Annotated in this window: 12 protein-coding genes and 1 tRNA gene; 7 read left to right on the top strand and 6 right to left on the bottom strand. The window is 35.2% G+C overall.

All coding sequences use genetic code 11. The annotated features are described in order from the left end of the window. Positions 1 to 14: 14 nt before the first annotated feature. A complete protein-coding gene (locus NAT50_RS08010) occupies positions 15 to 488 on the bottom strand; it encodes a GNAT family N-acetyltransferase (protein WP_250592716.1) in 474 nt (157 codons plus the stop codon). Between the two features lies 1 nt (position 489). Then, positions 490 to 1,323 carry a M48 family metalloprotease gene (locus NAT50_RS08005; protein ID WP_250592714.1) on the bottom strand — a complete coding sequence of 278 codons (834 nt, stop codon included), beginning with the start codon at positions 1,321 to 1,323 and terminating at the stop codon, positions 490 to 492. A gap of 175 nt (positions 1,324 to 1,498) precedes the next feature. Here NAT50_RS08005 and fbp point away from each other — a divergent pair, with 175 nt between their 5' ends. Continuing rightward, complete coding sequence (gene fbp / locus NAT50_RS08000; protein ID WP_250592864.1) at positions 1,499 to 2,506, top strand: class 1 fructose-bisphosphatase; 1,008 nt, start codon at positions 1,499 to 1,501, stop codon at positions 2,504 to 2,506. Further along, on the top strand, positions 2,506 to 2,982 hold the full coding sequence (locus tag NAT50_RS07995) for a hypothetical protein (protein ID WP_250592713.1): 477 nt from the start codon (positions 2,506 to 2,508) through the stop codon (positions 2,980 to 2,982). The genes fbp and NAT50_RS07995 overlap by 1 nt, the downstream gene beginning before the upstream one ends. Positions 2,983 to 3,081: 99 nt before the next feature. Here NAT50_RS07995 and NAT50_RS07990 read toward each other — a convergent pair. After that, positions 3,082 to 3,152, bottom strand: a tRNA-Gln gene (locus NAT50_RS07990). Positions 3,153 to 3,313: 161 nt separating this feature from the next. Here NAT50_RS07990 and NAT50_RS07985 point away from each other — a divergent pair. Both NAT50_RS07985 and NAT50_RS07980 read left to right on the top strand, forming a co-directional pair. Further along, a complete protein-coding gene (locus NAT50_RS07985) occupies positions 3,314 to 6,526 on the top strand; it encodes a DUF2723 domain-containing protein (protein WP_250592712.1) in 3,213 nt (1,070 codons plus the stop codon). Positions 6,527 to 6,590: 64 nt separating this feature from the next. After that, the gene (locus tag NAT50_RS07980; RefSeq protein WP_250592711.1) at positions 6,591 to 7,226 is read left to right on the top strand and encodes a polysaccharide deacetylase family protein; all 636 of its coding nucleotides are present in this window, start codon (positions 6,591 to 6,593) and stop codon (positions 7,224 to 7,226) included. Here the strand turns inward: NAT50_RS07980 and NAT50_RS07975 are convergent. Together NAT50_RS07975 and NAT50_RS07970 are read right to left on the bottom strand one after the other, a co-directional pair. Beyond that, the gene (locus NAT50_RS07975; RefSeq protein WP_250592710.1) at positions 7,223 to 7,519 is read right to left on the bottom strand and encodes a thioredoxin family protein; all 297 of its coding nucleotides are present in this window, start codon (positions 7,517 to 7,519) and stop codon (positions 7,223 to 7,225) included. The genes NAT50_RS07980 and NAT50_RS07975 overlap by 4 nt on opposite strands. A gap of 53 nt (positions 7,520 to 7,572) precedes the next feature. Continuing rightward, positions 7,573 to 8,808: a metallophosphoesterase gene (locus NAT50_RS07970; protein ID WP_250592709.1), complete on the bottom strand. Its 1,236-nt coding sequence runs from the start codon at positions 8,806 to 8,808 to the stop codon at positions 7,573 to 7,575. A 129-nt stretch (positions 8,809 to 8,937) separates the two neighbouring features. Here NAT50_RS07970 and polA point away from each other — a divergent pair, with 129 nt between their 5' ends. The 3 genes from polA to NAT50_RS07955 all read left to right on the top strand — a co-directional run bounded on the left by polA (position 8,938) and on the right by NAT50_RS07955 (position 12,781). Then, entirely contained in the window at positions 8,938 to 11,769 is a 2,832-nt protein-coding gene (gene polA, locus NAT50_RS07965) for a DNA polymerase I (RefSeq protein WP_250592708.1), read from the top strand. A 113-nt stretch (positions 11,770 to 11,882) separates the two neighbouring features. Continuing rightward, positions 11,883 to 12,137, top strand: a complete 255-nt coding sequence (locus tag NAT50_RS07960) for an autorepressor SdpR family transcription factor (protein WP_250592707.1) — start codon at positions 11,883 to 11,885, stop codon at positions 12,135 to 12,137. A 2-nt stretch (positions 12,138 to 12,139) separates the two neighbouring features. Beyond that, positions 12,140 to 12,781: an SdpI family protein gene (locus tag NAT50_RS07955; protein ID WP_250592706.1), complete on the top strand. Its 642-nt coding sequence runs from the start codon at positions 12,140 to 12,142 to the stop codon at positions 12,779 to 12,781. Here the strand turns inward: NAT50_RS07955 and NAT50_RS07950 are convergent. Further along, on the bottom strand, positions 12,771 to 13,799 hold the full coding sequence (locus NAT50_RS07950; RefSeq protein ID WP_250592705.1) for a LacI family DNA-binding transcriptional regulator: 1,029 nt from the start codon (positions 13,797 to 13,799) through the stop codon (positions 12,771 to 12,773). The two genes, NAT50_RS07955 and NAT50_RS07950, sit on opposite strands and share 11 nt — an antisense overlap. Positions 13,800 to 14,059: the final 260 nt, after the last annotated feature.

Raw genomic sequence — 14,059 nt, 5'->3', positions numbered from 1 at the left:
TTTTTTGCTATTAATTATACTTTACTTAAAAATTCATCTATTCCTTGTTCATCCATCTGAACTACGCGCCAATCGTCTAAAACCTTCGCACCAGATTTTTCATAAAAATCAATCGCATTTTGGTTCCAATCCAACACATTCCATTCGATACGACGCACTTGATCTTCTTTCCCTTGCTTGATAATTTCCTTATACAAAGCAAAACCGGCACCCGTTCCGCGTTTACTTTCCTTTACCACAAGATCTTCAAGGTGAATGGTCTTACCTTTCCAAGTAGAATAGCGATAATAGTATAACGCCATACCTATAATTTCGTTCTTTTCTTCTGCAACAAAAGTGTAAAATAAAGGATTAGAACCAAAACCATCGCGCTCTAAATCGGCTACAGTTACTACTACGGCATCGGGTTCTTTTTCGAATATAGCCAGCTCACGAATAAGTTCCAGAACCTGTGGCATATCATTTTTTGTACCTCTACGAATAATCATTTTATTTTTTCTTTTTAGTGGTTGTTTTTTTGGTCGTTGTCTTCTTAGTCACCTTCACGTATGGTTTGTATAAACCTTCTGCAACTGCCCTCTCTTTTGCCTTTAACGCGCGATCTTTTGGATCTGGATGCGAACTCATCATTCGGGTAATCACGTTGGATTCGGTTCCTTCACTCAATTTCGCTAAAATGCTAAAAGCCGACTCGACTGCATTAACATTATAACCGTTGCGTTTCATAAAATCATAAGAAAACATATCAGCATCTGATTCTTGCTTACGACTGTGAGCGTTCGAAAGCAAAGCTGTACCTATTTTTCCTAACTGACCATCTGTTACTTTGGCTACTTTATCGGATTGAGAAGCTACAGCATCTAACAATGCTTCATTTCGATACGCTGCTTTCACGGCATCTCTTGAATCATGATTTGCTACGTGACCGATTTCGTGACCAATTACGGCTAATAATTCATTGTCGTCCATAATGTCCATAAGACCAGAAAAAACACGAACACTACCATCGGCCGTTGCAAAAGCATTAACTTCTTTAACTTTATATACTTTATAATTCAACACTAAACCATTTTCGTTTTTATGCTTTCCAAAAAGTCGATTCAAACGAATAGTATAGGGATCTTTAGGACCTGCCACTTCATTTTCTTTGTCCATCTTGGCCACGGCTTCCTTTGATAAATTGGCAGCATCTTCATCACTAAATGTGAAACTAGTCACTCCTTTTTGAAGTGCTCCTAGAGCTTTTTCACCCAAATTAATTTGAGCCTGTAACGACCCGCTTCCCAATAAGACCAATAAATAGACAATTTTTCTTGCTTTCATAGTTGTGTAAATTTTTAAACAAAGATAAAATAACTTAAAGTGATAAATATAACTCAATTGGAACTTTTTTGTTATTTCAAGAGAGAATTTTATCAGAAAAATTTCAAATTAAATGATGGTTTACCTTTGAAAATAAATCATGATATTTGTACCACTAACTACAACGATTTCTTACATGGAAGAACGCAATAAAACCCTTGGCGAATTCATTATTGAAAAACAAAATGATTTCCAATACTCTTCAGGTGAACTATCTAGAATTATCAACTCCATCCGATTGGCTGCAAAAGTGGTGAACTATAAAGTGAACAAAGCAGGTTTGGTTGACATTGTAGGAGCTGCTGGAGACCAAAACATTCAAGGTGAAGATCAGCAAAAATTAGATGTTTACGCAAATGAAGTTTTTATCCAAACTTTAATTAACCGCGAAATTGTTTGTGGAATTGCCTCCGAAGAAAACGATGATTTTATCACCGTAGCCGGTTCCGACAAAAGCCACAACAACAAGTACGTAGTCTTGATGGATCCTTTGGATGGATCTTCTAATATTGATGTGAATGTTTCGGTAGGAACTATATTTTCAGTATTCAGAAGAATCACTCCATTAGGAACACCCGTGCAAACAGAAGATTTTCTTCAACCGGGCGTTAATCAAGTTGCTGCAGGTTATGTAATTTACGGTACCTCAACCATGTTAGTGTACACCACGGGACATGGTGTAAATGGTTTTACGCTAAACCCTGCTATTGGAACCTTCTATTTGTCTCATCCTAATATGAAATATCCTGAAAACGGGAAAATATATTCGATTAATGAAGGGAATTACATTCATTTTCCACAAGGCGTAAAAGATTATATTAAATACTGTCAAACAGAAGAAGGAGATCGTCCTTATACTTCAAGATATATTGGTAGTTTAGTCTCTGATTTTCACCGAAACATGATTAAAGGTGGTATTTATTTGTATCCTACCAGTTCTAAAGCTCCAAAAGGGAAACTTCGTTTACTATACGAATGTAATCCTATGGCTTTTATTGCGGAACAAGCAGGTGGAAAAGCATCTGATGGTTACCAACGCATCATGGAAATCCAACCTACAGAATTACACCAACGCGTTCCTTTTTTCTGCGGAAGTTTCAACATGGTAGAAAAAGCAGAAGAATTCATGAGAGAACGTAAGTAATGAGTATTGTAAGTTATGTAAAAGAAAACCCTTTACCGAAAAATATAATAGGGTACTTCTTTTTAACGATAGGTATTTTAGGATTCTTCAAAAACATTGTTTTGGCGTCCATATTTATTGCAATTGGACTAGGCTTTATCACCAAAGAAGGGTCTGAAATTAATTTAGATAACAAAACCTATAGAAATGTAAAATCGATTTTTGGTATAAAGTTTGGAAAATGGATTCCTTGTCCCAAATTCGAATATGTTTCCGTTTTTAAAACTACAGAAAAACAAACCGTGAGAGTGATTACTGCTAGTACCTCTTTTACAAATGATACAATTCTTTTAAATTTATTTTATAACGGAAATAAACATATTACCTTTTATAAAACAACCGACAAAGAAGAAGCTTTCCGTATTGCGGACAAAATGAAATTCATATTAGAAATTGATGTTTTAGACGCCACTAACCAAGAAAAGAAATGGTTATAGCCATATCACAAAAAAAGCCTTGACATAAATCAAGGCTTTTTTTATCACATCATAAAAAACATAAAACAAAAAAGCCCTGAAAATCAGAGCTTTTATTTGTTGGTCCACTAGGACTCGAACCTAGAAAGACGGCACCAAAAACCGTAGTGTTACCATTACACCATGGACCATTAAACCTGCGTTAATTCCTTAATGCGAGTGCAAATTTACAACCATTTTTTATTTCTGCAAGTTTTTTTTAAAAATTTTTAAAAAAATTTTTTTTAACCTTTTCTTTAGATAAAAAAATAGTTTCTTTGTGTTGCAAAAATACAAACCGAAATACATATCTATGTCATTCAATTTCAACAAGTGGAACACCATATTGGGTTGGGTTTCCTTTTTTATTTCCCTTTTAGTTTACTCTTTAACCGTAGAACCTACAATGAGTTTCTGGGATTGTGGAGAATACATTGCAACGGCTGCTAACCTAGAAGTAGGCCATCCACCGGGTGCCCCTCTATTCCAAATGATGGGTGCTTTCTTTTCTATGTTCGCTATTGGCAAAGAAAATATTGCCCTAATGGTTAATATGATGTCTGTATTCTCAAGTGCTTTCACTATTTTGTTTTTATTTTGGTCTTCTACCATATTATTACGAAAAATAGTTAAGGCATTCACAGAAATAAACAACAACAATGCTATCGTTATTTTAGGCGCTTCTTTTGTAGGCGCAATGGCTTTTACCTTTTCAGATAGTTTCTGGTATAATGCTGTAGAAGCTGAAGTATACGCTATGGCAACCGTTTTAATTGCTTTGTTGTTTTGGTTAGGCCTTCGCTGGGAACAAGAAATGGATGAACCTAGAGGAAACAAATGGTTATTACTTATTGCTTTAGTTGTTGGACTCTCTTTCGGTGTTCACTTCATGGCTTTGCTAACCATTCCTTCCATTGGATTTTTGTATTACTTCAAAAAATACGAGAAAGTAACGATTAAAAACTTCATAGTAGCCAATATTGTAGTTGTTTCTATATTATTGTTCATCTTTAAATTACTATTACCATGGATCATGACGTTCTTCGGAGCTACTGAAGTTTTTATGGTAAATAGTCTAGGACTACCTTTTAACTCTGGAAGTATCTTTGTGAGCATTCTTTTGATTGCTTTCTTCTACTTCGGATTAAAATATACTCGCGAAAACGGAAAAGTTTTCTACAACACCATTCTTTTGTGTGTTCTCTTCATTTTAATAGGATTCTCGACTTGGATCATGTTACCTATCCGCGCGAATGCTGATACACCAATCAACGAAAACAAACCCTCTGATGCCCGAGAAGTTTTAGCGTATTACAACCGCGAACAATATGGGGAACAAAAATTGTTTTATGGGCCTCAGTTTTCAGATGTGTACGCTGGATTAGATGAAGACAACCCGTATACTGATGACAAACCAAATTATGAGCGTGATTATAAAACCGGAAAATATGTAATTGTTAATAATTACAAAAACGGAAAACAAAATTCTGATGACAATCACAAGGCTATTTTGCCTCGTATGTGGAGTGGAGACCACAATGTAAATTACATGCGTTTCACTAGTCCATTAGAATTCACTATCAATCACAATGCTTTTGAAGACGAGAGTGAATTACAACAAATGACCCAAATTGTTTCCGAATTCAGAGCTTCTTTTGCTTCAGGAAAGCTAGACATGGAAGATTATGACAAGTTTTTGAGAGCTTATGGTCGTTATCTAATCATAGAAAAACCTTCGACACTAGATAATTTACAATTCATGTTTGAATACCAATTTGGTTACATGTATTGGAGATACCTAATGTGGAATTTCACCGGAAGACAAAACGACAAACAAGGTGAATACGATTTAAAAGATGGAAACTGGATTAGCGGTATCAACTTTTTAGATTCTATTCGACTAGGTTCTCAAGACAATCTACCGGCGGATTGGAAAAACAATAAAGGAAGAAACACTTATTTCTTTTTACCATTTATCATTGGCCTTATTGGATTTTTCTTCCACGCTAAAAAAGACATTAAAAGTTTCTATGTCTTACTAGCTTTATTCATTTTTACCGGATTGGCTCTTAAAATATACTTAAACGAAAGACCTTTTGAACCTCGCGAACGCGATTACGCCTTAGTAGGCTCTTTCTATGTTTTTGCCATTTGGATAGGTATTGGTGTTTATGCTATTTATGACACAATCAAAGCATTTATTACTCCAAAAGTTGCCGGACCAATAGCCATAGGAGCCTGTTTATTAGCAGCACCGGTTTTAATGGCTTCTCAGAACTGGGACGACCATGATCGCTCAAACAAATACACTGCTGTTTCTTCTGCTAAAGCGTATTTAGATTCTTGTGCTCCAAATGCCATCTTGTTCACTATTGGAGACAATGATACTTTCCCAATGTGGTATCTGCAAGAAATAGAGGGTTACAGAACCGATGTACGCATTGTAAACACTAGTTTATTGATGACGGATTGGTATATCGATTCGATGAAACGTAAAGCATATGATTCGGATCCAATGCCTATTTCTTTTGAACATAAGGATTACGTGGGCGAAAAAAGAGATTATCTTATTTTCGACAAAGCCACCGATGCTCGTATGGATGTAAATGAATTTTTCGATTTCATCTCTAGTGATGATCCTCGAACTTTAATTGAAATGCGTAACGGACATAAAATTCAATTTTATCCGACCAATAAACTTCGTATTCCTGTAGATAAGAAAGCTGTTCTAGCCAACAAAGTAGTTAACCCTAAATTGGCTGATTCTATCGTACCTCACATAGACATCGATATTAAAGGAGACGCTATCTACAAAAACAGATTAATGATGTTAGACATTGTGAGAAATAACAACTGGAAACGTCCAATTTATTTCTCTCCAGGAGCTTTTGCTGATGACGATTATATCTGGATGAAAGAATACTTACAACTTGACGGAATGATTTATCGTTTGGTTCCTCTAAGAACACCCATAAACAAAGAGTCTTACAGCTTTGAAATGGGAAGAATAGATACTAATGTAATGTATAACAACGTGATGAAATGGACTTGGGGTAATGGGGAAAGAACCGATATTTATCACGATCCTGAAACTAGAAAAAACAGTATTTCCTACCGAACCAATTTCAATAGATTAGCCAAAGCTTTAATTGCCGAAGGAAAATTTGACAAAGCGGAGAAAGTAGTGGATATGGCTATTGCTAAATTACCTCTAGACTATTACGAATTTTACAGTTTAGTAGATCCTTTTGCGGATAATTATTACAAACTAGGTAAAAAAGAGAAAGCCCAAAAATTACTCAAACAATTGGTTGCAAAATATCAAGACGAATTGAAATACTTCACTTCATTAAACCCTAGTGAACAAAACGATTTCGCCGTAGATATTGTGACTAGCATTGAACGATACAGAGGATTGCTTTTAATTGCTTATGACAATAAAGACAATGCTTTTTATAATGAGTTAAAACCTTCATTTAACGGTTTTGCTCAACGATTTGAGCGATTCGGCATCGAATTACAATAAAATTTAAAAAGAATAATCATCAATAAAGCTTTCGGATTTTTTTCGAAAGCTTTATTTTTACAATATGTTTTACTGGACCAAAACAAATAAATTAGTTCAATGGTTATTTCATAACCAAATTTGGTTTATTCCCAACACTCAAAACAAAGTTTTTCTAACTTTTGACGATGGTCCTACGCCAGAAATCACTCCTTGGGTTTTAGATGTTTTAAGAAAACATAATGTAAAAGCTACGTTCTTCTGCATTGGACAAAACATCCAAAAATATCCTGAACTATTTCAAAGAATCATTGCAGAAGGACATTCTGTAGGTAACCATACCCATAATCATGTTTTAGGATGGAAAACCTCAACAAAAAATTATTTAAAAAACATTGAGCAATGCCAAACCGAAATAGCAAAAGAAAAAGCTGAGGAAAGTAAAATTTTTCGTCCGCCCTATGGCAAACTAACACCATCCCAATCGAAAGCTACAAGAAAGCTGGGATATAAAATTATCATGTGGGATATTTTAAGCGCTGATTTTGATTCTACTATCTCACCTCAAGAATGTTTTGAAAACAGCACCAACAAAGTAGAAAGTGGAAGTATTATAGTGTTTCACGATAGTGTGAAAGCTTTTAAAAATTTACAATATGCTTTACCCAAAGCAATTGATTTTTATAAAGAAAAAGGATTAAAATTCGATATAATCTCCTAAAGCTGATCCTGAACCAATGTAATCAACGTATTAGCATCTAACTCACCTGATTGACGCCATTTCATTTCTCCTCCTTTATAGATCATCAATGTTGGCAAGCCTTTAATGCGAAGTGCTTCAGCCAATTCTTGGTTTTTGTCGACATCTATTTTGATTACTTTAGCCTTATCTCCCAATGCCGCCGCAACATCTTTAATCACAGGATGCATAGATTGCGAAGGTTCATTCCAATCGGTATAAAAGTCGATTAAAACCGGTACTTGTGCGTTGATTAGTTCTCCAAATTTTGACATAACACGCTAATTTAAATTAGACTTTATACTACAAATATACTATTTTTAACAAATTACGCTAATTTTTTACCTTTATTTAGTCGAATAACCGTTATTTCAGGCATAATTCCAACTCGTCCTGGATACGCATGAAATCCAAAACCACGATTCACATAGATGTAACGACCTGCATTTTCATATAATCCTGCCCAACATTTGTACACGTACTGCGCCAAACTCCATTTGAAATATCCCGGAATTTCAATGCCAAACTGCATTCCATGGGTATGACCACTTAACGTTAAATGAAAATGTTTTTCATGATGTTGCACCACATCTTCCCAATGACTTGGATCATGGCTCATCAAGATTTTAAAATCCTCTTTTGCTAATCCATCGGAAGCCTTTTCCAGGTCACCTAATTTCGCAAAATGCTTACCCCAGTTTTCTACACCTACCAAAGCAATTTGCTGATCGTTCTTTTCGATTTTCACATGTTCATTCATCAATAGTTTAAAATCGATTTGACGATGTAAGTCTTTTATATCTTCAAAATTTTTAGCTTTAGCTGCTTCAGATTCCCATTCTAAATAAGCACCATAATCATGGTTCCCTAAAACCGAAAATTTTCCGAATGCAGGCTTTTTTAAACGATTGAAAGTATCTATCCACGGATGCATTTCATCGGCCCTAGCATTAACAATATCTCCCGTAAACAAAATGACATCTGAACCTTGCTCATTAATTAAATCGATGGCATAATTAATTTTGTCCGGGTTGTCAAAACTACCGGAATGCACATCAGAAATATGTGTAATAGTAAATCCGTGAAAAGCTTCGGGCAAATCAGGAAAAAAGATATCTTGTTTGATTACTTTAAAATTGTATCGCCCTTTGGTAATTCCATAAATCAGTGAAGTAAAAGGGATGGCTGCCACAATTAAGGCCATTCGGCTAATGAACCTTCGCCTCTCCGGTAAAAAAGTCTCGCTGTTGTCGTTAGCAAAAAAGTAGGTAGAAATACCCGAAAACAATCGGTATATATCTTCGCCCATCATGAAAAAAGTGATCATTAGTTTAGGCACTAACATCATCAACATAAAACCTAAAGCCAACAAGGATTGCTGGGTTTGTCCTACTCTTCTATCATAATTTGAGATTGTATAAGTCACAAAAACAATAACTCCTATACTCACAATTAAGTAACCATACAAAATCCATTTGCTTTTAATTACGGTTCTAAAAGCCTGAAAAGAATATATTTCGACAAAAAGCAGTAAAGCGATTAAAAATAGAAATCGATATAACATTTTGGTATATTTTAAGACAAAATAACGAAGAAAGTCAACACTACAGCGTTTTGTTAATCAAAATTTAACTAACGTCGACCAAATTCGGTTATGATTGACTATTTTTACAGTCTAAATTTTTAGAGAAAAATGTCACAAAAACGCTTATTTCTACTCGACGCATACGCCTTAATATTCAGAGGTTATTACGCATTTATTAAAAATCCAAGAATTAACTCTAAAGGCATGGATACCTCAGCCATTATGGGATTCATGAATTCTTTAATGGATGTGATTCGCCGCGAAAAACCGGATCATTTGGCCGTAGCTTTCGATAATGGTGGAAGCGTGTACCGCTCTGAGATGTTTACCGAGTACAAAGCAAACCGTGACGAAACTCCCGAAGCCATAAAAATTGCTGTTCCTTACATTCAGGAATTACTTCGCGCCATGCATATTCCTATTATTGAGCAACCTGGTTACGAAGCTGATGATTTAATTGGAACATTAGCGAAACAAGCCGAAAAAGAAGGATACAAAGTATATATGGTAACTCCAGATAAAGACTTTGGACAATTAGTTTCTGAAAATATTTTCATGTACCGTCCTGCCCGAATGGGAAATGACATCGAAATTTGGGGTGTAGAGGAAGTGAAAGCAAAATTCGAGATTGAGCACCCGCTACAAGTTATCGATTTTTTGGGTATGATGGGAGATGCCATAGACAATATTCCTGGTTTACCGGGCGTAGGTGAAAAAACCGCTAAAAAATTATTAGCCGAATTTGGCTCTATGGAAAATCTTTTGGCTAATACCGATAAACTAAAAGGAAAGATGAAAGAAAACATCGAAGCCAACAAAGAAAAAGGAATACTGTCTAAAAAATTGGCCACTATCCTACTCGATTGTCCGGTTACTTTTGATGCCAATGATTACGAACTTTCGAAACCAGATGTAGAAAAAACCGATGCTTTATTTCAGGAATTAGAATTCCGACAAATGAAAGCGCAATTCGATAAATTATTCGGTACTGGAAAAGATTATGACGAAATCGATACAGAGAACGAAAAAACGGTTAAAAAAGCCACTCCAAAAAATGAAAATCAATTTGATTTGTTTGGTTTTACCGATGAAAACAACAACGAACCCAAACCTCATTCCTTTTACGCTACTTTAGAAAACACGGAACATTTCTACCAAGTGGTTCAAGGCGATTTACCGGTAAAATTACTCATGCAAAACCTTATGAATCAATCTTCGGTTTGTTTTGACACCGAAACCACCGGTATTGATGCACTGAATGCCGAATTAGTAGGATTGGCGTTGTCTTGGGAAAAAGGAAAAGCTTTTTATGTGCCGTTCCCGGAAAACCAAGAAGAAGCCCAAATCCTCATTGATAAATTCAGACCTTTTTTCGAAAACGAGAAAATCGAAAAAATAGGTCAAAACATGAAATACGACTTAAAAGTATTGGCGCAATATGGCATTGAAGTGAAAGGACAATTATTCGATACAATGATTGCTCATTATCTAATTAATCCAGACATGCGTCATGGCATGGATATTTTAAGTGAAACTTATTTGAAATATTCACCCAAATCTATTGAAACCTTAATCGGCAAAAAAGGGAAAAATCAAAAATCGATGCGTGATGTAGCCTTAGAAGATATTAAGGAATATGCTGCAGAGGATGCTGATATAACATTACAACTAAAAGAACATTTTCAGCCTATTTTAGAAAAAGTAGGCACCAAAAAATTGTTCGATGAAATTGAAATTCCATTGGTTCCTGTTTTGGCCGACATGGAAATGGAAGGTATTCGTTTGGACACCGCTTTTCTTAAATCGATGTCAGGTTCAATGGATCAAGAAATCAAAAAAATTGAAGAAAAAATATACGAGACTGCAGGAGAGAAATTCAATTTGGCTTCTCCAAAACAATTGGGTGATATTCTTTTCGACAAACTAAAAATTGGTGGTACCAAACAAAAGAAAACTAAAACCGGACAATACGCTACCGGAGAAGAAGTATTGAGTTATTTGGCCAACGAACACGAAATTGTTCGCGACATACTAGAATGGCGTCAAATGGTAAAATTACAGAGCACTTACATTGAAGCACTGCCGAATCAAGTAGATAAGAAAACCCAGCGCGTACATACGGATTACATGCAAACCGTTGCCGCTACGGGCCGTTTGAGTTCTAACAACCCGAACTTACAAAATATTCCAATCCGTACCGAAAGAGGGCGTCTAATCCGTAAAGCATTTATTGCACGTGATGAAAATTACACACTACTTTCTGCCGATTACTCTCAAATTGAATTGCGCATTATTGCTGCCTTAAGTGGTGAAGAAAACATGATAAAAGCTTTCAAACACCATGAAGATATTCACAAAAGTACTGCGGCTAAAGTCTTTGGTGTTCCGCTGGAAGAAGTAACCAAAGAACAACGAAGCCATGCCAAAACCGTTAATTTCGGAATAATTTATGGTGTTTCTGCATTCGGATTGTCTAACCAAACTTCGCTTTCTCGCAAAGAAAGTGCCGAATTGATTGAAGCCTATTATAATACTTACCCTAGATTAAAATCGTTCATCAAGGAACAAGTCGAATTTGCTAGACAACACGGTTATGTTGAAACCATTTCCGGGAGAAGACGTTATCTTAAAGACATCAATTCGGCAAACGCCGTAGTTCGCAGTGGTGCCGAGCGAAATGCCGTAAACGCTCCTATTCAAGGAAGTGCTGCCGACATTATTAAAATTGCAATGATTAACATTCACAAACGATTAAAAGCCGAAAACTACAAATCAAAAATGTTACTTCAAGTGCATGACGAATTAGTTTTTGATGTTCATAATTCGGAACTAGAAAAAATTCAACCGATGATTAAAAATGAAATGGAAAACGCTTTCAAAATGGCTGTTCCGTTAGAAGTAGAAATTGGTTTAGGAAAAGATTGGTTGGAAGCTCATTAATACTGATTTTCAAACTAAAAGAAATTCAAAATCAAACAAACCTCTCAAAAAAATGAGAGGTTTTTTTTGTTATTTCAAATATTATTTAGACATTTGTCTAAATATCTAAATTAATGGATTCGATTTTTAAAGCGCTGAATGATGAAACCCGAAGAAGTATTCTCGAATTACTTCGACAAAAGGATATGACTGCAGGAGAAATAGCCGATGCTTTTGACATTTCTAAACCAAGCATTTCACATCATTTGGATATTTTAAAACGAGCCGATTTAGTTTCTTCGGAAAAAAAAGGACAATTTATAGTGTATTCACTCAACACAACCATCGTAGACGATATTATAAAATGGATCATTAGCTTAAAAAAATAATCATGGAAAAATTTAAAAAAGAAATCCCATACCTAAGTATTGCCACACTACCTTTTATTTACTTAGCTTTTATTTGGAACGAACTACCCGAAAAAGTGCCTATGCATATGAAAATTAATGGAGAGGTTGATCGATGGGGAAATAAAACCGAATTAATATTTATGATCTTCATGCTCACAGGATTTACCTATTTACTCTTTCTCTATCTTCCGAAAATTGATCCTAAACAACAATTTCAAAAAATGGGCAAAAAATTCACTAGTCTTCGATTGGCTTTAACGCTTTTTTTATCGGCTTTAGCGATCTACATTTTGTATACCATTCAGAATCCAAATACAAAACCTACATTAATTTTCCCAATGATTGGATTTCTATTCGCATTTCTTGGGAATTATATGAAAACCATGAAACCCAACTATTTTATTGGTATCAGAACGCCTTGGACATTAGAAAGTGAAGATATTTGGAAAAAGACACATATCCTAGGAGGAAAATTGTGGTTTTTGGGAGGTTTATTAATCATGGCTACTATTGTTCTTGAGCCTCAAATACAGTTTTATACTTTCATGAGCATTGTTGCCGTTGTTAGCATTATTCCAATAGCGTATTCTTATTTAGAATATAATAAACTTTTTAAGAAATAGGCTTCTTTACCGAATCTCGATATCGCAATTCTGTTTTAATCACAGTGGTTTTGTAAACGTTGTTCTCCGATTTTTTCTCGATACGGTCAATGAGAAGTTTTGCCGCTTCTTCGCCAATTTGAGGTCCATGTTGACTGATTGTAGCCAAACTTGGCGTTAACCTACGAGACCAAGCACCATCTGCGAAACCAACGATGGATAACTCTTCAGGTATTTTAATTCCTTTCTTAACCGCCAATTTCATAGCTAAAGTAGATGCGTGTTCATCAAGAGCGAAAATACCATCAACAGCGATATTCGCGATTAAATTAGTCAATTTATCATCAAACTCTTCCACGGAATTCACCGCAATGATTAATTCACTATCCAACGCTATACCATTTGCTTTTAACGTATCCAAGTAACCGTTAATTCTCAATTGCGATACACTCAAATTAGCCTCACAGGTAAGCAGGGCAATTCGTTTAGAACCCGTAGTGATTAAATGTTGAATCGCATGAACCGCCGAATCATAATCATCGACCACCACTTTATCACAATTCACAATTTCCGAAATTCGGTCGAACATCACAATAGGCACTCCTTCACTGATGACTTCTTTAAAATGAGTTGTTTCATTTCTTTTTTGCGTTTCTTCAGCAATAGATAAGATAAATCCATCTACAGTACCATTGCTTAATAAATCAATCGCTTGCTTTTCTTTACTGAATGACTCATTAGAAATATAAGTAATCACATTATATCCTTTGCTGTTAGCAAACTTTTCAATTCCACTGAAGACCTTTGCAAAAAAAGGATTCAAAATATTAGGAATAATAACACCTATAGTATTCGTTCGCTGCCTCTTGAGGTTTTGAGCCATGCTGTTAGGCTTGTAATTTCGGATAGCTGCAAATTCTTTGATTCTGATTTTAGTCGACTCACTAATCTCAGGGCTATCGCTCAACGCTTTTGACACTGTAGATACCGAAACACCTAAATCTTTTGCTATTTCTTTTAATGTGGCTTTAGACTTCATTTGTATAATCTCATAGGATTGGTAAAAATAGCAAACAAAAGTTTAAATTATAAAAGAACTATTAACTTTAAAAATTTAATTGCCAGTAACCTAGAAAACAAACACAGAACCACTGGATTTGGTTAATATTAAACTAAAAGTAACCCATAATTCCGTAACCCATTGAAAAGCAATTATAAAAGAATTTTAAACTTGCTATTTGCTTTATAAATAAATAATTGTACTTTTGCACTCCCTTAATTGGGAATGGAATGTTTAAT

The organism is Flavobacterium luminosum, assembly GCF_023635005.1.
In the GTDB taxonomy this organism is placed as follows: Bacteria; Bacteroidota; Bacteroidia; order Flavobacteriales; family Flavobacteriaceae; genus Flavobacterium; species Flavobacterium luminosum.
This window is presented reverse-complemented; position numbering and strand designations above follow the sequence as displayed.

Coding starts and splice junctions, on each gene's coding strand:
- NAT50_RS07955 (WP_250592706.1), top strand. CDS start 12,140: ATGGAAAAATTTAAAAAAGAAATCCCATACCTAAGTATTGCCACACTA.
- NAT50_RS07975 (WP_250592710.1), bottom strand. CDS start 7,519: ATGTCAAAATTTGGAGAACTAATCAACGCACAAGTACCGGTTTTAATC.
- NAT50_RS07995 (WP_250592713.1), top strand. CDS start 2,506: ATGAGTATTGTAAGTTATGTAAAAGAAAACCCTTTACCGAAAAATATA.
- NAT50_RS08010 (WP_250592716.1), bottom strand. CDS start 488: ATGATTATTCGTAGAGGTACAAAAAATGATATGCCACAGGTTCTGGAA.
- NAT50_RS07960 (WP_250592707.1), top strand. CDS start 11,883: ATGGATTCGATTTTTAAAGCGCTGAATGATGAAACCCGAAGAAGTATT.
- polA (WP_250592708.1), top strand. CDS start 8,938: ATGTCACAAAAACGCTTATTTCTACTCGACGCATACGCCTTAATATTC.
- NAT50_RS07980 (WP_250592711.1), top strand. CDS start 6,591: ATGTTTTACTGGACCAAAACAAATAAATTAGTTCAATGGTTATTTCAT.
- NAT50_RS07970 (WP_250592709.1), bottom strand. CDS start 8,808: ATGTTATATCGATTTCTATTTTTAATCGCTTTACTGCTTTTTGTCGAA.
- NAT50_RS08005 (WP_250592714.1), bottom strand. CDS start 1,323: ATGAAAGCAAGAAAAATTGTCTATTTATTGGTCTTATTGGGAAGCGGG.
- NAT50_RS07950 (WP_250592705.1), bottom strand. CDS start 13,799: ATGAAGTCTAAAGCCACATTAAAAGAAATAGCAAAAGATTTAGGTGTT.
- NAT50_RS07985 (WP_250592712.1), top strand. CDS start 3,314: ATGTCATTCAATTTCAACAAGTGGAACACCATATTGGGTTGGGTTTCC.
- fbp (WP_250592864.1), top strand. CDS start 1,499: ATGGAAGAACGCAATAAAACCCTTGGCGAATTCATTATTGAAAAACAA.